We start from the raw sequence: 19410 nt of genomic DNA on the forward strand, positions 1-19410 counted from the left end.
AGGCCTAAGTATGAAAACAATCTATTTAATTGGATTTATGGGAGCAGGGAAAACGACAGTTGGAAAAGCACTTGGAAGATATATGAGTGTCCCTGTTTTTGATACAGATGAAGTCATTGAAAGGAAAGAACAGCTTACAATTAACGCTATATTTGAGCAGCATAATGAAGCCTATTTTCGGGAATTGGAAACAAAGATATTACAGGAAATCCCTACGGAGAATGCAGTTGTTACAACAGGCGGTGGAATTGTATGCAAGCATGAAAATAGGATATTTCTAAATAACAATGGAGTCGTTATTTTCCTTTATGCGGACGAAGATGAAATTGTCAAAAGACTTGAACAAGATGAGTCGCGGCCACTGCTAAAAGGAGATAAAAAAGAGAAGATTGTAGAGCTGTATGGTGAAAGGCTGCCAATATATAAAGAGGCTGCTGATTATCTTATTGATACAACGGGGAAAGAAATTAATGAGATTGTAAAAGAGATTAGCATCTGTTTAAATTTGTCGTAAAAGGACATACTTGAACTAACAGCATTTTTGAAAATAGCCATTAGTTAAGTGCAGGTGCAAAATATGAATTCAAATGATTACGTGAAATATATTACGCAAACGGTAGTAAAGTATATTGACCAGCCTAAAGATGAACGAAAAAAATATCGATTAGAGAAAAAGGATAGAAGAGAACCTTTTTTATTTAAATGGTTTGGGGTTATTCCGTATGCTTTAGCTGCAATGGTTAAGAAAAAGGACAGGAAATAAGAGGAAACTGGTCTTTAGGGACTAGTTTCCTTTCTTATTTCTTGGAATTGCTGATTGTTCTTAAATCGCCTGTGCTGTTAAATAAAATAAGCCGCCGTTTACAATCGAGATATTAATTTTAGGTTCGTATTGCTCCTTCAAAGCGATTTTTTCAATTTCGTAGCTTTCTTCCTTTTCTTCTGCTTCTTCATAGAAGTGCTCAAGTAAATGTAAATCCTTCTGCCAGCGTTTGATTGCTTCATCGGCCCATTGATGATCCTCTTTTTTAATTTCATTCTGAAAGAAGTGCTGTATTCGTAAAATCCCGCTCTTTGGCATGATTAGTGGAGATAGGGTAAATGAATAATCAGGAATTTTGGGTGTGAGCTCTAATTTCAATAGTTTATCATGGAATCCATCTAACATTTGCCCATTAAGTAATTGTAATCCAATCGATCGAAATATATCTCTTTTGCGATCACACTGGTAGGATATGCGCACATTTAAACCAAGCCATGGATGCAAAGGGGTTTGCTTGCCTACTGTGTTCTTCTGCTTTTCATATAAGCGGATATAGCCTGCTAGTTCCCTAGTTGATTCGAAAATTTGATGCAATCGGGGGGAACCGAAGTGAAGAACCTCTCCTTTTAAATTTTTCGGTGCAGCTAGAGGATCTGTAATCAATGTTAGCTGCATTGGATTAGGGACCCCGCCTGTTTTCTCTAAATAATGCCAGTAAAAAGGGCGGTTCATAAGCTTCTTATCGAGTTCGATCGTTAGCTGCACAATCATATAGCCTGGACCTGATTCGGTAATGCTGCAATTATTCGCATGGAAATACCGCTCAAGAAAATGATGAATTTCCTGTTGCTGCATTGATTTCACCCTCTCTCATTTCTTCTGCAAATTGAATCATTGCGGTTAAATTATCCATTTTGATTCGCATTTCCCCTTCAGAAGCAGATTTTCCAAAGATGTCAGTAAGATGGTCGTCAATATTTCCGAAGTCAAGTTTAGTAAGAATATCATCCAAGTCCCCAATCACTTTTTCAAAGAGATGAATTTTTTCATACAATAGCTTCAAAACATGCTCTTCGACGGTATCCTTTGTGGCAAAATTATAGATGATTACATCTTTCTCTTGTCCTAGCCGATGAATACGTCCAATTCTTTGTTCGAGTCTCATCGGATTCCAAGGCAAGTCAAAATTGATAATATGATTGCAAAACTGAAGATTAATTCCCTCACCGCCTGCTTCAGTAGCGATAAGAACTTGGGCATTTTTTTGGAAGAGTTCTCTCATCCAGTCTTTTTTTCCTCGTTTGAATCCTCCTCTAAATGGAACAGATGTAATTCCATATTGCTTAAGAAACCATTGTAAATACATTTGGGTCGCACGGTATTCGGTGAAAATAATCACTTTATCATTAATTTGCTGAATTAATTCAAGTGCTTTTTCTGCTTTCGAATTGGTTTGAACAGCTTCTACTTTAGAAATTAAATATTGAATTTGATCCTGGAATGCTTTTGTAGGTTCTTCTTTCCTTTGCAGCATATTTTTTAATGTGAAAAAAACTGCTTCCCTGCTGCTGCATGCTTCCCGTTGAAGAGTCATAAGTGAAAATTGGCTTGAGCCGACCCAGCCCTCTTCCCCACGAAGATTAGTGACTGCTTCATAAAGCTCCCTTTCTTCTTTAGAAAATTCAATAGGCAATGTTTCGACTCTCCGCTTCGTCCATTCAATTCCTGTGTCTGCCCTTCGGTTTCGAATCATCACTTTATTGACAAGTTCTTTTAAGTATTCATCATCTTCTACGGATCGGGCGTCTTTATGATATTTTTGATAGAAATCTGTTTCATTCCCTAAATGACCTGGCTTCAATAAAGAGACTAAGTTAAAGATTTCACTGATTCGGTTTTGAATGGGAGTAGCCGTCAATAGTAAACAGAATTTCTTTTTTAAATTTTGAACAAACTCATAGTTTTTCGTTTTATTATTTTTTAGTTTGTGAGCTTCATCAATGATGACTAAGTCATAGTCTTGTTTATAGATAATCTCTTTATGGGGATGCCGCTTAGCTGTATCAATGGAAGAAACAACAATATCGCATTGTTCCCAAACATAGCTTTTTCGCTGAGTGATAGCAGGAATAAAGAATTTCGTATTTAATTCGATAGACCATTGAGTAACAAGTGAGGCAGGAACAAGAATTAAGACCTTTTTTACTAGCCCTCTGATCATATATTCCTTTAAAATCAATCCGGCTTCAATGGTTTTTCCTAGTCCCACTTCATCGGCAAGAATAGCTTTTCCATTCATATTTTCAACAACCTGTTTGGCCACTTCAAGCTGATGGGGCAAGGGAGTAAGACTTGATAAATGCTTTGGCGCTTGCAATCCCTCAAACTCAGGAATGATCGTATGATTCTCTACTTCCAAGGCTAATTTATAAAGTTCCCAGCTTCCCCACGGACCATCTTCATCAATTCTATGTAGAAATTCATCTTGCCAAGTGGAATCAAAAGTAATCTGCACCGTCATCTCTTACATCTCCTTTAAAACGTGAAAATATTCCCCATTGCTCAAAATTGGTTCTAATGGTAGGATAAAGTTAGCTTTGAAAGTTTTGAAATTTGCCACTTTAATTAGTTAATCGAAATAATATTGTTTACTTTTATTTTCCGTTTCGTTTTCGTTTGTATTTGCGTTTAGTATGAACCAATTTGGAAAATTTTATAAATGCGGATGAAAGCAAGGGGAGAGACTACATTTGTAGCGCCGAAGGAGCAAGCAATATATATTGTGAATCTCTCAGGCAAAAGAACCCTTGTTGGACGTAGCTCTGGAGAGTGATCTTCTTTTTTGTCTAGCTTCAGCGCCTACCCCCTCGAGGTCACAAGCCAAGCCTCCCAGAAAGGTAAAGAACACCTTTCAGTGAGGCTCGTCTTGTGCTTGTCGGGGGTGAGCAAGGCGCTTACGCTTTTCTTATATGAAGATCCACCAAAGGGGAAAACCGTTTATTCGGTAAACTTTCAGGTGCAAGGACAGAGATCTTCTCAACGTTTGAGGGGATTCTCTGTCCTTTTTTATGGATTAATGGTGAATATTCAAACTTTTCAAAAGGATTAAAAGGAGGACGAGTAAATGTCACAGTTAAAACGAACACCATTATTTGATGTTTATAAAGAATATGGTGCGAAGACAATCGACTTTGGAGGCTGGGATCTGCCTGTTCAGTTCTCAAGCATTAAAGAAGAGCATGAAGCAGTTCGAACAAAAGCTGGTTTGTTTGATGTATCCCATATGGGTGAAATTGAAGTAAAGGGAACTGACAGCCTTTCATACCTTCAAAAAATGATGACAAATGACATCTCTAAATTGAAAGATTCAGCAGCACAATATACAGCCATGTGTTATGAGAATGGCGGAACTGTTGACGATTTGCTCGTTTATAAATTAGAAGATAATCATTATTTACTTGTTGTTAATGCTTCAAATATTGAAAAGGATCTCAAATGGCTTGAAGATCACTTAGAAGGAAATGTGGAGCTTACAAATCTTTCCGATGAAACGGCTCAAGTGGCTATCCAAGGTCCATTAGCTGAAGAAGTACTGCAAAAGCTTGCAGGAGAAATGAATCTATCAGAGATCGGTTTCTTTAAATTTCAAGAGAATGTTGATTTAAATGGGAAGAAAGCGCTTATTTCTAGAACTGGCTACACAGGTGAAGACGGCTTTGAAATCTATTGTGATGCTAAAGACGTTGTCGAAATCTGGAAGGATATTTTAGAAGCAGGAAAAGAAGAAGGCGTTATCCCTTGTGGACTAGGTGCTCGTGATACATTGCGCTTTGAAGCTAATCTTGCACTATATGGACAAGAATTATCTCCTGAAATTTCTCCTCTTGAAGCAGGGATTGGCTTTGCTGTAAAAGTGAAAAAAGAAGCAGACTTTATTGGTAAAGAGGCACTTACTGCTCAAAAAGAGAATGGATTAACAAGAAAACTAGCAGGGATTGAAATGATTGACCGTGGGATTCCTCGTCATGGCTACCCTATCTATAAAGGGGAAGAGCTGATTGGTGAGGTAACAACTGGTACACAATCACCAACATTAAAGAAAAGCATCGGTCTTGCTTTGCTGAAAACAGAACATACAGAGTTGGGTTCTGAAGTGGAAGTTGAAATTCGCGGAAAGCGCCTGAAAGCAGTCGTGGCGGCTACGCCTTTCTATAAAAGAGAGAAAAAATAGGAGAGGAGACAACAATATGAAACATCGCTATTTACCGATGACAGAGACAGATAAGAAAGAAATGCTCGAAACAATCGGTGTAAACGCAATTGATGAACTATTTAGTGATATTCCTGAACGCGTAAGGTTTAAAGGGGAATACAATATTAAGCCTGCCAAAACAGAAACGGCATTAATGAAAGAACTAACGCTTATGGCTCAAAAAAATGCTGATCTTAGAAGCCATACTTCTTTTCTAGGTGCAGGTGTCTATGATCATTATATGCCTGTGATTGTTGACCATGTATTGTCTCGTTCTGAATTTTACACAGCGTATACACCGTATCAGCCTGAAATTTCACAAGGAGAGCTTCAAGCCATTTTTGAATTTCAGTCAATGATCTGTGAATTAACGGGAATGGATGTTGCAAACTCATCCATGTATGATGGTGGAACGGCTTTAGCTGAAGCGGCAATGCTTAGTGCAGGGCACACACGTCGGAAGAAAGTGCTGATTTCAAGTGCCGTTCATCCAGAATCAAAAGAAGTAGTGAAAACCTATGCAAAAGGTCAATACATTGAAGTCATTGAAATTCCACATAAAGATGGAGTGACGGATGTTGATGCATTAAAAGAGATGATCAATGATGAAATCGCAGCTGTCATTGTTCAATATCCAAACTTTTTTGGAAGAATCGAACCGTTAAAAGAGCTTGAAGAGATCATTCATGCTGGGAAATCAATGTTTGTAGTTTCAAGTAACCCACTTTCTCTTGGAGCATTAACACCTCCAGGTAAATTAGGGGCGGACATTGTTGCTGGTGATGCGCAAGTATTCGGTATTCCAACTGGCTTTGGTGGTCCTCACTGTGGCTATTTTGCGGTAACAAATAAATTGATGAGAAAAGTTCCTGGCCGTCTTGTCGGTCAAACGGTTGACGAAGAAGGACGCCGTGGATTTGTATTAACGCTTCAAGCACGTGAGCAGCATATTCGCCGTGATAAAGCGACATCAAATATTTGTTCAAACCAAGCATTAAATGCACTAGCTGCCTCTGTTGCAATGACAGCACTTGGCAAAAAAGGCGTAAAAGAAATGGCCCTTTCCAATATTCAAAAAGCGCATTATGCGAAGCAAGCATTTAAAGAAAAAGGCTTTGAAATTGTGTTTGAAGGTCCTTCCTTCAATGAATTTGTTGTGAAATTAAATACGCCTGTGAAAGAAGTAAATCAACAGCTTTTAGAAAAAGGAATGATCGGCGGTTATGACTTAGGCCGAGATTATTCAGACTTAAAGAATCATATGTTAGTTGCGGTAACTGAATTAAGAACAAAGGATGAAATTGATACATTTGTAAATGAAATGGGGGATTACCATGCATAAGGATGATCAGGCACTTATTTTTGAAATAACAAAACCCGGCCGCATCGGTTATAGCCTCCCTGAAATGGATGTACCGGAAATTGATATCAATGAACTGATTCCTGCGGGATATTTAAGAGAAGAGGAGCCGGGACTTCCAGAAGTGTCAGAGCTTGATATTATGCGACATTACACAGCTCTATCTAACCGGAACCATGGGGTTGACTCAGGATTCTATCCACTTGGATCATGTACAATGAAATACAATCCGAAAATCAATGAGAATGTGGCACGTTACCCAGGATTCGCCCATTTACATCCATTACAGGATGAAAGCTCTGTTCAAGGTGCGCTAGAGCTTATGTATGATTTACAGGAGCATTTAATCGAAATCACTGGTATGGATCAAGTAACTCTTCAGCCTGCTGCTGGTGCTCATGGTGAATGGACAGCCCTAATGATGGTTCGTGCTTTCCATGAAGCTAATGGCGATCATAAACGTACAAAAGTACTGATCCCTGACTCTGCGCATGGTACAAACCCAGCTTCTGCAACTGTCGCTGGCTTTGAAACGATCACAGTGAAATCAGATGAGAATGGTTTAGTAGATTTAGAGGATTTAAAACGAGTTGTTGGTGAAGATACTGCAGCACTAATGCTGACAAATCCCAACACTTTAGGTCTTTTTGAAGAAAATATTCTTGAAATGGCTGAGATTGTTCATGCTGCTGGCGGAAAGGTTTATTATGATGGAGCGAACTTAAATGCGGTTATGTCGAAGGCTCGCCCTGGAGATATGGGCTTTGACCTAGTCCATTTAAATCTTCATAAAACCTTTACAGGTCCACACGGTGGCGGTGGTCCAGGATCAGGTCCAGTCGGTGTTAAGGCGGATTTAATCCCGTACTTGCCGAAGCCTGTTTTAGTAAAACAGGGTGATCAATATGTATTAGATTACGATCGTCCACAATCAATCGGACGTGTGAAGCCTTATTACGGAAACTTTGGCATTAATGTTCGTGCGTACACGTATATTCGTTCCATGGGTCCTGATGGCTTAAAAGCAGTAACTGAATATGCAGTCTTAAATGCAAACTATATGATGAGAAGATTGCAGGATTCCTATGATCTTCCATTTGATAGACATTGTAAGCATGAGTTTGTTCTTAGTGGAAAGCGCCAGAAGAAGTTGGGTGTACGTACACTTGATATTGCGAAGCGTCTCCTTGACTTTGGCTATCATCCACCAACCATTTACTTCCCATTAAACGTGGAAGAATGTATTATGATCGAACCAACTGAAACAGAATCGAAGGAAACACTTGATGCATTCTGTGATGCAATGATCCAAATTGCAAGAGAAGCTGAAGAAAATCCTGAGATTGTACAAGAAGCACCGCATAATACGGTTATTAATCGTCTTGATGAAACATTGGCTGCCCGTAAACCAGTGCTTCGTTATCAAAAACAATAAAGTGCAGGACTGGTTCTTTTAAAAGAGCCAGTCCTTCTTTATGTGCAAAATACCAGCAGTTTTGCGGAAATATGATTCTTTTGTAAATAAAAAAAATCCTCTGCACAGATAGGCAAGAGGATTTTTCAATTAGTTTTTCGCTTTAATTTTGCCGCCCCATTTTTTAAATCCGCCTTGCAGATGGGAAAGTTCTTTGTAACCTCTGCGGTGAAGGAATTGAGCAGCTCTGCCGCTTCTCATTCCGCTTTGGCAGTATAAATAAACGGGCTTGTCCGGGCGAAGTTCCTTTAGTCGTGCTTTCATTTGTGACATTGGGATATTTCGAGCGCCAAGAATATGTCCTGCATCAAATTCATTTGGTTCACGGACATCAATTAATTGAGCTTTTCGATAACCTTCACGAAATTGTTCTTCTGTTAGCGTTTTAACAATCTTACGCTGATATAACCAGGTAACAACTGAATAGACAATAATTGCTCCTAAAATAATAAGAAGGAAATAAAGGGTTTCCAATGTGTCTTTCTCCTTTCAATCTTAGCTAAACCACTCTTTATTATAAAGGTCTTCCTTGATATGAGTAAAGGAATTCAGACAAATTTCTTCTATTTCCAATATAAATTCAATTTCCTTTGTTTTTAAGATGAATTTTGATAGACTAAAAATCGCATACATAGTAAAACAATTTGTAAATGAGGTTATTAAAATGACAAAAGAAGTTTGGCGTTTTATTGATTCGGGTGCTGGGTCACCTTCATTTAATATGGCATTAGACGAAGCGCTCCTTGATTGGAATAGCGAAGGGAAAATTCCGCCAGTCATCCGTTTTTATGGATGGAATCCAGCGACTCTTTCGATTGGCTATTTTCAAAAGGTAGAAAAGGAAATTGATATGGAGCAAGTGAAAGCACACGGACTTGGTTTTGTCCGCCGTCCGACTGGCGGAAGAGGGGTGCTTCATGAACATGAGCTAACATATAGTGTCATTGTTTCTGAGGAGCATCCTGAGATGCCAAAGACTGTTACTGAGGCTTATCGGGTGATTTCTGAGGGGATATTAAAAGGATTCCATCACCTTGGCATGGAAGCGTACTTCGCCGTTCCAAAAACAGCAGAAGAACGTGAATCATTGAAAAATCCACGCTCGGCTGTATGTTTTGATGCGCCAAGCTGGTATGAGCTTGTCGTGGAGGGCAGGAAAGTTGCGGGAAGTGCACAGACTAGACAGAAGGGCGTTATCCTTCAGCATGGATCCATTCTGTTGGATCTAGATGAAGATAAGCTATTTAGCTTATTTAAATACCCAAGTGACAGAGTGAAAGAGCGAATGCAAAAGGCTTTTAAAAATAAGGCAGTAGCTATTAATGAAATTAGTAAAGAGCGAATTACGATTGAGCAGGCAAAAGAAGCGTTTAAGAACGGATTTGCTGAAGGACTGAATATAGAACTTGAGCCATATGAGTTATCCGCGGAAGAGCTTGCTTATGTAAATAAAATTGCTAAAGAGCGATATGAACAAGATGATTGGAATTTCAAAAGATAAAGCGGCTGAGGCTGCTTTTTTTTATAAACTTTTTCTTTCTGTTTTCAAATATGACAAATGTCATCCGAAATAAATGACATTATCCACTAATCCAGAATCTTCCTAAATCGTAGAATATAAGTAGAAATGACGGAGGTGGAAAAATGGATTCGATCGTACTGATTAATCATGTAACAAAAACATTTAAAAATAAACATGCGGTGAATCAAGTTACTTTTTCGATAAAAAAAGGAGAAACGGTTGCGATTCTTGGCCCCAATGGAGCGGGCAAGACTACGACAATGATGATGATGTTAGGGCTGCTTGAGCCAACAAGCGGGGAGGTCAGATTATTTAACAGTCACCCAAGGGAAAAGAAGATACGAGAGAGAATCGGTGCGATGCTTCAAGAGGTCAGTGTCATTGATGCTTTGAAGGTAAAGGAGATTATTCAATTATTTCGGAGCTATTATCCTAACCCGATGTCTTTTGAAGAACTAGTTACATTTACTGGCTTAAGTGAGGACGATTTAAAAAGAAGAGCAAATAAACTATCTGGAGGGCAAAAGCGCCGCCTTGGGTTTGCACTGGCTTTGGCAGGTGATCCCGATTTAGTTTTTTTAGATGAACCGACTGTTGGATTGGATATTACTTCCCGTAAACTGTTTTGGCGTACGATTGGTGAATTGAAAACTCGAGGAAAAACGATTATTTTCACTACTCATTACCTACAGGAAGCGGATGATGTGGCAGATCGGATTATTTTATTTAATGATGGAACAATCGTTGAAGACGGGACGCCGAGTGAAATTAAGGGAAAGCTTTCGAAACAATCAGTATCATTTATTGCTGGTGAAGAAATATCCATATATGAATTAACCCAGCTGCCTAATGTTTCAGATGTATATAAAAAAGAAGATCGGATCTATGTGGTCACTGATCATACAGATAATACACTAGCTGCGCTATTTGACAGGAAATTTAAAATAAGCGGAATTCAAATTGAACAGGGTCGTTTAGATGAGGCTTTTGAGCAATTAACGGAAAATAGGGAGGCGATCTAAATGAGTGCTTTTCGAATGCAATGCAAGGTTGAAATCATCCGAATTTTGCGGAACCCATACTTTGTCTTTTGGTCGCTCTTGATGCCCATCGTTTTTTATATTATCTTCACTAAAGTCTTTAATACGAATATTGAGGATCAGCAAGAGTGGCAGGCCCATTACTTAATGTCAATGACAGCTTTTAGTGTGATGGGTTCTGCGATTATGACACTTGGGATTAGGCTCGTGGAGGAACGAACAAAGGGATGGTCATTATTTATGAGAATCACCCCATTATCTGATTCTGCTTATTTCGCCGCAAAAATGATTGGGCAAACAGTGATTCATCTATTTTCTATTGCCATCATTTTTATTGCGGGCGCTTTGATTAATGGAGTTTCTCTAACTGCTATTGAATGGTTAATGAGTGGCTTATGGATATTGCTTGGCTCTCTTCCATTTCTTGCTTTAGGTACATTAGTCGGAACAATGAAGAGAGTGGATACCGCATCCGGTGTATCAAATGTTATTTATATGATTCTTGCGATTTCTGGCGGCATGTGGATGCCGATGGAGATAATGCCAGCGTTTATTCAAAAAATCGGGGTATGGCTGCCATCGTATAATTTTGGAAATGGCGCTTGGGAAATTATCCGTGGAAATAGCCCAGAATGGATAAATATTATACTATTAATAGGATATCTTTTCCTTTTCATGCTATTATCAAGTTATATTAGGAGAAAGCAGGAAGCGGCGGTGTAAGACGAATGGCAAAAGGAAAATTAGAGATTTTTCCTTCAAGATATGGATTTTTCCCGTATATGTTTCTCATCTATCTATTTATGCCGGGATATTATATTTACTTCGAGACAGGCTGGAAGCTGTATGCCGGTTATGTATTATTAGGGCTATTCCTGATTACATACCGGCAGCTTTATTTTGCTGCGAAGTCATTTACGTATTGGTTAATGCTTCAACTAATGATTATTTTAGTTCTATCTATTTTTATGCATGTTAATATGCTATTCCTAGGCTTTTTTCCGGCGAATTTTATTGGTTGGTATAATGAAAAAAGGAAGTTTATAATTGCCTTTATTTTATTTGGCTTCACGATTTTTACACCTTTGATTATTCGTTTTGAACAGTTTACCCCCGATTCTTTATTGTATTTTCTTCCTTTTCTGCTCATTATGTTGTTCTCTCCATTTGGCATTCGTTCAATGAATAGCAGAATGGAGCTTGAAAGAAAGCTTGATGAAGCGAATGAGCGGATTGAAGAGCTAGTTAAACGGGAGGAAAGACTAAGAATTGCACGTGATCTTCATGATACGCTCGGTCATACTCTTTCTTTAATCACGCTGAAAAGTCAGCTAGTCGGAAAGCTGATAACAAAGGATTTAGATCGGGCAAAGCATGAGGCAAAGGAAATTGAAAGAACTTCCCGGGCGGCATTATCACAAGTAAGGGAGCTAGTATCTGATATGAGGGCGATTACAATTGCGGAGGAGCTACTAGGATCCGCTGCTATTCTTGAAGCTGCGGGCATCACTTTTCAATATTCTGATGAATCAAAGCTTGAGGAAGCTTCAGGAATTACACAAAATATTCTCAGTATGTGTCTGCGTGAAGCTGTTACGAATGTAGTTAAGCATAGTGGAGCTAGTAATTGCAATATTGTTATAGCAGAGGAAGCTGGAGAAATAATTATCACCATTGAAGATAATGGAAGAGGAATGGATGAAAATAATCTAGCTGGCAATGGGTTGAAAGGTATCGCAGAAAGACTTGAATTGATTGATGGAGCTTTGAAAATAACTTCTCATATGGGGACGAAGCTAGACATAACAGTCCCAGTTATTGTGAAGGAGAGAGAGGCTGGTGTGGTTTCATGATAAGAATTGTCATTGCTGAAGATCAAGGAATGCTTCGGGGGGCACTTGGCTCCCTTCTTGACTTTGAAGATGATATTGAAGTGATTGCCCAGGCAAAAAATGGAGAGGAAGCGTTCCAGTTCATTCAAGCTCTTGAGCCGGATGTTTGTTTGATGGATATAGAAATGCCGATTAAGAGCGGTTTGGAAGTGGCAGAAGAACTAAAGAAGCTGGGATCAGAATGTAAAATTATCATCCTGACAACATTTGCCCGCCCTGGATACTTTGAACGAGCTGTGAAGACAGATGTTCATGGATATATGTTAAAAGACGGATCTAGTGATGAGCTGGCAGAGTCGATCAGAAATGTAATGAAAGGCAAACGTGAATTTGCACCTGAACTGATTTTCGGCAGCCTAAAGGAGGAAAATCCGTTAACAGAGCGTGAGCGTGAAGTATTAAGGATGGTGGCTGACGGGAAAACAGCGAAGGAGATTTCGGCAAGCCTTTTCTTATCAGCTGGGACCGTCCGTAATTATATGTCAGAAATCATTAGCAAGCTGCAAGTGAAAAACAGGATTGAAGCAATCAGCATGGCAGAAGAAAAAGGCTGGATATAAGAAAAACGAGGCATAGTCAAATGCCTCGTGTGCTATTACTCTTTTAAATCTTCAATTGAGTCGATATCCATATATGCAGGGACAACTAATCCGATTTTCGTTCCTTCTAAGTTAGCACCTAAATCTTCAAATTTCCCTTCGAATTCTGCGTAATAATCCGCATGAGTTAATGGCAGCCAGCCGGCAATATGGGCATCAAGGCTGCCTTCAGCAACACCAGCCCACATTGGACCTGCTTCAACTTGACGAAGTGTCACTTTATAACCAAGATCTGTTAACACTTGGGCAACGACATTTGTACTAGCAATTTCTGTATCCCAAGCGACATATCCAATAGTGATTTTGTCTCCGTCAACTTCTTCAGCACCTTCTGTCCACTTAGCTACCTTATCCGAATTCTCATCCACCCAGTTACGAGCAGCTTTTTCCGGATCTTCTCCATCAGTGATTTGAACCATAACTGCATTCATGTCTTCCTCAGGCCAGTTGAATTGATCTAATACCTTGTAAGCGGATGGATGATCTTCAGCCAGCCCATTCCGTGCGATGGAATGAATATTTTCTGCATCCCCATACGTTCCTTTAGGATCTTCTAAATATTTCAAATCAAATTTTGAAAACTTCCAGTGTGGACTCCAACCAGTAACAATAATTGGCTCTTCTTTATTATAAGCTTTCTTTAAAGCAGCAGTCATTGCGGCACCGGAACCTTCTACTAATGTCCAGTCATCTAATTCATATTCATCTAGGACATTAGCTGTTGCTTTCATTAAGCCTGCCCCAGGATCAATTCCGATAATTTTGTAATCAACGTTTTCCCCGACTGAGGCTTCAGCGTTCCCTTTATCTGTTTTGCCACCACTTGCCTCATCAGATCCACAAGCAGCTAGACCAAATGTTAATGCAGGTACCATTAAAAAAGATAACCATTTTTTCTTCATTATTAATTGCCCCCTTGTTTTTTAATTCCTATATTTTGGGTAATCCGATCAAGGATAATGGCCATAACCACAATCGCTAGACCAGCCTCAAAACCTTTTCCAATTTGAATTTGAGTAACCGCACGATATACATCTGCTCCAAGGCCTGGCGAACCAACCATAGATGCAATGACAACCATGGACAATGAAAGCATGATGCTTTGATTAATTCCTGCCATGATCGTTGGCATAGCAAGCGGAAGTTGAACCTTAAGCAAACGCTGGCTTGTAGTAGAACCGAAAGCCTCTGTTGCCTCGATAATATCAGCGGGTACTTGCTGAATACCTAATATCGTTAGCCTAATTGTTGGCGGAACAGCAAAAATAACGGATGCAACGACACCTGGTACAACCCCGATGCTAAAGAAGAAGATGGCCGGGATTAAATAGACGAATGCAGGCATCGTTTGCATGAAGTCTAATATTGGTGTAATAATCTGTTTAACCGTATTCTTTTGAGAAGCCCAGATGCCTACTGGTATCCCAATCACAACTGTTATGATGACGGCTGTTAATACTAATGAAAGGGTTTCAAGCATTCCTTCCCAGTAGCCTAAATTATCAATAAGGAACAATCCAATAACAGCAAATAGGGCAATGCCCTTTGTTGAGAGTTTCCATGCTAATAAACCAATTAGGATGATGAGAATATAGGATGGAATAAATGCTAAAACGGCAAATAGTCCTTCAACTATCCCTTCTAAACTGATCGTAATGGCATCAAATAGAAAGGCAAAGGTAACTGTAAGCCAATCTACAAAGCTATCAATCCAATCGGCAAGCGGGAGTTTTGGTAATAAACCTTCCATTATTGATTCCCTCCTTTGCTTGACTGATCAGCAGCCACTTCTTTTTTTGCTTTTTCTAAATCATTGATTACTTCATTATTTCCTGCGAGGCCTCCAATGACCGCACCTCTCACAAGAATGCCATATAGACGATTGTTTTCATCTACAACTGCAACTGGAATAGTTGCAGTTGACACTATGTCAAATAAATCAGTTAATAAAGTATCACCTGTAACCGTTTGGACATTAGGATCAATGATTGCCTGTAATGTTTGCCCATTCTCAGAGGCCGCTTTTGCATCATCAGCCGTTATCGCACCGAGAAGGATTTGCTTTTTATCAACAACGTAAATACTTGAAATCCCAAGTTTCTTCATCAATTGCAAAGCAACTCGAGGACCTTTGTCGATTTGAACGGTTTCTGCTCTTTTCATTACATGACTTGCGGTCAATACTTTGGATAGATCCACATCCTCTACGAATCTCTCAACATATTGATTGGAAGGATTCATTAGGATTTCCTCTGGTGACCCAATTTGTACAATTTCTCCATCCTTCATTAAAGCGATTTTGTCTCCGATTCTGAGTGCTTCGTCTAAATCATGTGTAATGAAGATAATCGTTTTTTCCATTGCGGATTGAAGCTCAAGCAATTCGTCTTGCATATCTTTTCTAATTAATGGATCCAATGCACTGAATGCTTCGTCCATTAATAATATATCTGTGTCATTGGCCAGTGCCCGAGCTAAGCCGACACGCTGCTGCATTCCTCCACTCAGCTGTTTAGGAAACTGGTCTTCATAGCCTTCCAGTCCGACTAGCTTTAAAGCATTAAGTGCCTTTTGCTTTCTTTCACTCTTATCTATCCCTTGTATTTCTAACCCATATTCGGTGTTCTCAAGGATCGTACGATGGGGAAGCAAGGCGAAATTTTGAAAGACCATGCTGATTTTCTTTCTGCGTACATTTCTTAACTCATCTTTTTTCATTTTTGTTATATCTTTTCCGTCAATCCAGATTTCGCCTTCAGTTGGATCAATGAGTCTATTTAATGTACGAACTAATGTGGACTTCCCACTTCCTGAAAGGCCCATGATAACGAATATCTCTCCAGCATGAACATCAAAGGTTGCCTGCTTGACTCCGACTGTGGAGCCGGTCTTTTTTAAAATATCTGTTTTGGAGTTCCCTTCATTTAAAAGCTGCAATGCTTTTTTAGGATTTTTTCCAAAAACCTTTGTTACGTTTTTAATACTTAGCTTTACTTGCTGCTTATTCAAATTTTTCACCTCGTTCAATTGGAACTTCTTGAATTTTTTTATCCCTTTAGTAGTAGCGACTAGTTTAGCTAATCACGATAAATGCCGTGCAATAAGGACCTTTTAATTGTATTTGTTTTAGAAAAATAGGGCAAAGCTGGTAAATAGCCATATTCGGCTGTAAACTTTGTACAGAAAAAACTGAACGTACTGTATAACATGAATCCTTACAATTCCTTTCTTTTCCTCCATGATGCTATGCTATATCCATCTTTACATTCTGAAAAATAGTGGTAACCTAATAAATGATTATTTCATTTTTGTGGGTAAGCTAAGGGAAATATTGAAAAAGTTAATTTTACATTTATGGATGTGAATAGTTAGATGGATGGGAAAGAACAGCTTGAGCGTGTTCGAGAAAGAGTCATTGAAACCATTGCGAAGAATATGAATTTATATGGAATTACCGATTCTATTGGGCGATTATATGGAATGCTGTATTTTCATAATCATCCGTTGACTCTTGATGAGATGAAGGAAGAGCTCGGTATGAGTAAAACAAGTATGAGTACTTCAGTCCGAACCTTAATGGATTTAAAAATGGTAGAGAAGGTTTGGAAAAAGGGAACGAGAAAGGATTTGTATCAAGCAGAAGAGGATTGGTATCAAACCTTTATTGATTTCTTCTCCATTAAATGGCGTGCAGGAATTACTATGAATATCGCTGCTATGACAAAATCCATCGTAGAGCTTGAAAAATTAGTAAAGTCTGATGAGATAGATGAAGAAGTTCGCTCTGCCGCAAAAATTGATATTGAAAAAATGAAAGCAGCACTTAGTTATTATGAATGGTTAAATCGCTTGGTGGACAGCTTCGAATCAGAAGAGATTTTTGATTTCATTCCGAAAAACAAAGATCAATCGTAGGGATATTAAAAGCACAGGCGTCTGTGCTTTTTTGTTTTTGGCTGTTTTTGTAAATATTTATGCTGATCAAAAAGTAGTTGGTATAGGTTGATTTCCGCTCCAGGCATTCGCTTTCCACGGGGTGGGCGCTGAGTCTCCTCGGCGCTAAAGCGCCTGTGGGGTCTCAGCTGTCCCACTACTCCCGCAGGAGTCTCACGCCTTACGCTCCAATCAACTAACTTTTTTCGATAGAACACTTATGCAAAAACAACAAATTTTTGGAAAAGAGCCTTGTTTTTTTAACTATCAATTTTACTGAGAAGTGCAAACCGCAAAATATATTGAAATTTGTCTTATTCTATTAAAAATCTATGAATCTCTCTTATTTTCTCCGGATTCTAGTTTTTTTTGATTTTGACAAATTAAACTTCACCTGAATTTAACACAATATGTAGTGGTGTCGAAAATATTTTAGGTACTATATGTTGATTTTGGTGATGTGGTATGGTAACTTTAGGTTATTGAAAAAAGCAACATGATTTAACATAGCTTTAAAGATACTATTAAAATTGAATATTTTTATTTGAAGGAGTTGTAAAAATGTCTGTAGCATTAGGACAAAAAATGAGTTTGAACATTGAACGCTTGAATGAAGACATCCGTCTATTTCCTCAAGTGCACCCTATCACCTCTGATATGAAAATGACCCACAAAGGGGTTTCCCGATTAGTCATGTTGGACAGGTATACTTTTAAAGATACAGAAAAAATCACTCTAACTAATGGGGACTTCGTCGTTCTTACCATCAAAGAAGATCCAAAATTCCCGGCTCGAGGGCTTGGCTACATTCTAGATATTGATTGGGAAAATAAAGCAGCATCCGTTCTAGTGGAAGAAGATTATCGAGGGGCACTTGATGATCCAGAAGAAGCACAAACTGGTATCATCAAACGCTCTCTAGATGTAATTGAAAAACCGCTGGAGCTTTTTTATGAGCAAATTGCTAAACGTAATGCAACAGGCCTTGCTTCTGTTGAGAAAACAGAAGAAAAAAGACAAGAATGGTTCGAGAAATTCTATCAAGAGCTTGCAAGCTTAAACTTTATCCCGGCTGGCCGTGTTCTATATGGAGCAGGAGCGGATACGGATGTTACTTATTTTAACTGTTATGTAATGCCATTTGTTCAAGATTCCCGTGAAGGCATTTCTGAACACCGCAAGCAGGTAATGGAAATCATGAGCCGCGGCGGCGGGGTTGGAACAAACGGTTCTACCTTAAGACCACGCAACACACTGGCAAAAGGCGTAAATGGTAAATCATCAGGCTCTGTTTCATGGTTAGATGATATAGCGAAGCTGACTCATCTTGTGGAGCAAGGCGGTTCCCGTTAAAAAAGCCCACCGGCGGGAGTAAAATCTCGTGAATTGCTGGAACACCCTAAAGCCTTCTAAGCTACAACAGAGCCAGTAATGGCAAATGTGAACGCTTGAAAATTAGAAGGATACAACAATGGGCAATCAGCAGCGAAGCTTCTTTGGAAACGGAGAAGAACGTTCAACGACTATTGAAATTTCCTACGGTTTTCAAAAGTAACTATTCAGAGGAGGTAGAGCTTTTGGAAAGTAAGGAAAGAGTAAACCAGAGGAAGCATATACGGACCTATGGGGCACGAGACAAAGAAGAATTGGTAAATGCGATTAAATTACTTCATGATCAAGGATATAGTCAAGTTGAAATATCAAAAAGGCTTAATATAGCTAGAGGAACAATACAAAGATGGAATAAGGAATTAAATATTTTTGTTCCGTTAACACCAGGTGAAGCAGGAAAGAAAAAGAATAAGAAATATCATTATGATGAAAATTACTTTTCTGATATTTCATCGCCTAATCAAGCATATGTATTAGGTTATATTCTTGGAGACGGAACAATAATTGATCGAAAAAAATCTAAAAGGCTCATACTTTGTTTAGCCGAAAACGATGTGCAACTCTTAAGAGATATTGCAGAAGAGCTGAACATGTCCACAGCAATTAAATTTAGAAAAAAGAATGCACCCAATGAGCAAAATAAGTACTCATTAACGATTAACTCAACTAAAATGTGTGATGACTTAATTAGCTTGGGTGTTGGACCTAAAAAAACAGGACATGAAGCATGGATTGCGTTAAAAAGCAATATGCTGCAATGGGCATTTATAAGAGGCTTTTTTGATGCCGATGGCCATATTAGGGTCTATCAACGCAATGGCTATCTCAAAGTAAGAGTAGGTTTTACTGGATCAAAAGAGATGTTAACTTCCACTTTGAAGTTCCTTCAAACCTATGAGATTGGATTAAAGGTCAAAGGTGTATTAAAGAAACAAGGCTGTTATGATTTATACCTTTCTAGTATCATTGAAGCCAAAATGATCTTTAATCTGCTGTATAAGCATGGAGATATTAAATTAAATCGCAAATACGAAAAATTTTCTTCTTTGATGATATAGTCTGATCTCATGTGAGAGCATGAGAGCTAGGCAGAAATGACCTAGCCCACTCGAAATAGACTGAGTGAGTAACAATAAGCGGGGCGCACAAATGATCATGTTAGCGGATTAATACAGATGCACTA

The 19410-nt window shown here is 38.8% G+C and carries 18 protein-coding genes, 1 pseudogene and 1 riboswitch; of the genes and pseudogenes, 13 read left to right on the forward strand and 6 right to left on the reverse strand.

Annotation, left to right across the window (positions count from 1 at the left end; all coding sequences use genetic code 11):
- Positions 1-10: 10 nt before the first annotated feature.
- Both ACFYKT_RS03700 and ACFYKT_RS03705 read left to right on the forward strand, forming a co-directional pair.
- Complete coding sequence (locus tag ACFYKT_RS03700; RefSeq protein WP_389215623.1) at positions 11-514, forward strand: shikimate kinase; 504 nt, start codon at positions 11-13, stop codon at positions 512-514.
- 63 nt (positions 515-577) lie between these two features.
- Positions 578-763, forward strand: coding sequence for a YqzE family protein (locus tag ACFYKT_RS03705; RefSeq protein WP_389215626.1), 186 nt, complete (start codon positions 578-580; stop codon positions 761-763).
- A 60-nt stretch (positions 764-823) separates the two neighbouring features.
- Here ACFYKT_RS03705 and ACFYKT_RS03710 read toward each other — a convergent pair whose 3' ends face one another.
- Entirely contained in the window at positions 824-1618 is a 795-nt protein-coding gene (locus tag ACFYKT_RS03710) for a YqhG family protein (RefSeq protein ID WP_389215629.1), read from the reverse strand.
- Positions 1587-3284 (reverse strand): DEAD/DEAH box helicase, encoded by a 1698-nt coding sequence (locus tag ACFYKT_RS03715; protein WP_389215632.1) that lies wholly within the window; start codon positions 3282-3284, stop codon positions 1587-1589. The genes ACFYKT_RS03710 and ACFYKT_RS03715 overlap by 32 nt, the downstream gene beginning before the upstream one ends.
- 204 nt (positions 3285-3488) lie before the next feature.
- Positions 3489-3580: riboswitch (glycine riboswitch) on the forward strand.
- 307 nt (positions 3581-3887) lie between these two features.
- Between ACFYKT_RS03715 and gcvT the strand changes: the two genes are divergently transcribed.
- From gcvT to gcvPB, 3 genes are read left to right on the forward strand one after another with little or no spacing between them, the layout of a single operon-like run.
- Positions 3888-4994: a glycine cleavage system aminomethyltransferase GcvT gene (gene gcvT, locus ACFYKT_RS03720; protein WP_389215635.1), complete on the forward strand. Its 1107-nt coding sequence runs from the start codon at positions 3888-3890 to the stop codon at positions 4992-4994.
- A gap of 16 nt (positions 4995-5010) precedes the next feature.
- On the forward strand, positions 5011-6357 hold the full coding sequence (gene gcvPA, locus ACFYKT_RS03725; RefSeq protein WP_389215638.1) for an aminomethyl-transferring glycine dehydrogenase subunit GcvPA: 1347 nt from the start codon (positions 5011-5013) through the stop codon (positions 6355-6357).
- Positions 6350-7810, forward strand: a complete 1461-nt coding sequence (gcvPB, locus tag ACFYKT_RS03730; protein WP_389215641.1) for an aminomethyl-transferring glycine dehydrogenase subunit GcvPB — start codon at positions 6350-6352, stop codon at positions 7808-7810. The genes gcvPA and gcvPB overlap by 8 nt, the downstream gene beginning before the upstream one ends.
- Positions 7811-7939: 129 nt before the next feature.
- Here gcvPB and ACFYKT_RS03735 read toward each other — a convergent pair whose 3' ends face one another.
- A complete protein-coding gene (locus ACFYKT_RS03735; RefSeq protein ID WP_389215644.1) occupies positions 7940-8323 on the reverse strand; it encodes a rhodanese-like domain-containing protein in 384 nt (127 codons plus the stop codon).
- Positions 8324-8513: 190 nt separating this feature from the next.
- Here ACFYKT_RS03735 and ACFYKT_RS03740 point away from each other — a divergent pair, with 190 nt between their 5' ends.
- The 5 genes from ACFYKT_RS03740 (at position 8514) to ACFYKT_RS03760 (ending at position 12863) form a co-directional block, all read left to right on the forward strand.
- Positions 8514-9350 carry a lipoate--protein ligase family protein gene (locus ACFYKT_RS03740; RefSeq protein ID WP_389215646.1) on the forward strand — a complete coding sequence of 279 codons (837 nt, stop codon included), beginning with the start codon at positions 8514-8516 and terminating at the stop codon, positions 9348-9350.
- 143 nt (positions 9351-9493) lie between these two features.
- Positions 9494-10393, forward strand: coding sequence for an ABC transporter ATP-binding protein (locus ACFYKT_RS03745; RefSeq protein ID WP_389215649.1), 900 nt, complete (start codon positions 9494-9496; stop codon positions 10391-10393).
- Positions 10394-11134, forward strand: coding sequence for an ABC transporter permease (locus ACFYKT_RS03750; protein WP_389215652.1), 741 nt, complete (start codon positions 10394-10396; stop codon positions 11132-11134). It begins immediately after the preceding gene.
- Between the two features lie 5 nt (positions 11135-11139).
- Positions 11140-12264 carry a sensor histidine kinase gene (locus ACFYKT_RS03755; RefSeq protein WP_389215655.1) on the forward strand — a complete coding sequence of 375 codons (1125 nt, stop codon included), beginning with the start codon at positions 11140-11142 and terminating at the stop codon, positions 12262-12264.
- Entirely contained in the window at positions 12261-12863 is a 603-nt protein-coding gene (locus ACFYKT_RS03760; protein ID WP_389215658.1) for a response regulator transcription factor, read from the forward strand. The genes ACFYKT_RS03755 and ACFYKT_RS03760 overlap by 4 nt, the downstream gene beginning before the upstream one ends.
- A gap of 35 nt (positions 12864-12898) precedes the next feature.
- Here ACFYKT_RS03760 and ACFYKT_RS03765 read toward each other — a convergent pair whose 3' ends face one another.
- Genes ACFYKT_RS03765 through proV form a run of 3 tightly spaced genes read right to left on the reverse strand, consistent with a single transcriptional unit; the run spans position 12899 to position 15920 of the window.
- Complete coding sequence (locus ACFYKT_RS03765) at positions 12899-13804, reverse strand: glycine betaine ABC transporter substrate-binding protein (protein WP_389215661.1); 906 nt, start codon at positions 13802-13804, stop codon at positions 12899-12901.
- A 2-nt stretch (positions 13805-13806) separates the two neighbouring features.
- Positions 13807-14652 (reverse strand): ABC transporter permease, encoded by an 846-nt coding sequence (locus ACFYKT_RS03770; RefSeq protein WP_389215664.1) that lies wholly within the window; start codon positions 14650-14652, stop codon positions 13807-13809.
- The gene (proV, locus tag ACFYKT_RS03775; protein WP_389217013.1) at positions 14652-15920 is read right to left on the reverse strand and encodes a glycine betaine/L-proline ABC transporter ATP-binding protein ProV; all 1269 of its coding nucleotides are present in this window, start codon (positions 15918-15920) and stop codon (positions 14652-14654) included. Before proV ends, ACFYKT_RS03770 begins: the two co-directional genes overlap by 1 nt.
- A gap of 354 nt (positions 15921-16274) precedes the next feature.
- On the opposite strand from proV, the gene ACFYKT_RS03780 reads away from it, so the two are divergent.
- The 3 genes and pseudogenes from ACFYKT_RS03780 (at position 16275) to ACFYKT_RS03790 (ending at position 19285) form a co-directional block, all read left to right on the forward strand.
- Entirely contained in the window at positions 16275-16817 is a 543-nt protein-coding gene (locus tag ACFYKT_RS03780; protein ID WP_389215667.1) for a GbsR/MarR family transcriptional regulator, read from the forward strand.
- 579 nt (positions 16818-17396) lie between these two features.
- Positions 17397-18185: pseudogene (locus ACFYKT_RS03785) on the forward strand (ribonucleotide reductase N-terminal alpha domain-containing protein); the annotation flags it as partial.
- A gap of 227 nt (positions 18186-18412) precedes the next feature.
- Entirely contained in the window at positions 18413-19285 is an 873-nt protein-coding gene (locus ACFYKT_RS03790; RefSeq protein WP_389215670.1) for an LAGLIDADG family homing endonuclease, read from the forward strand.
- Positions 19286-19410: the final 125 nt, after the last annotated feature.

It is taken from the genome of Cytobacillus mangrovibacter (genome assembly GCF_042865275.1).
GTDB lineage: Bacteria > Bacillota > Bacilli > Bacillales > Cytobacillaceae > Cytobacillus > Cytobacillus mangrovibacter.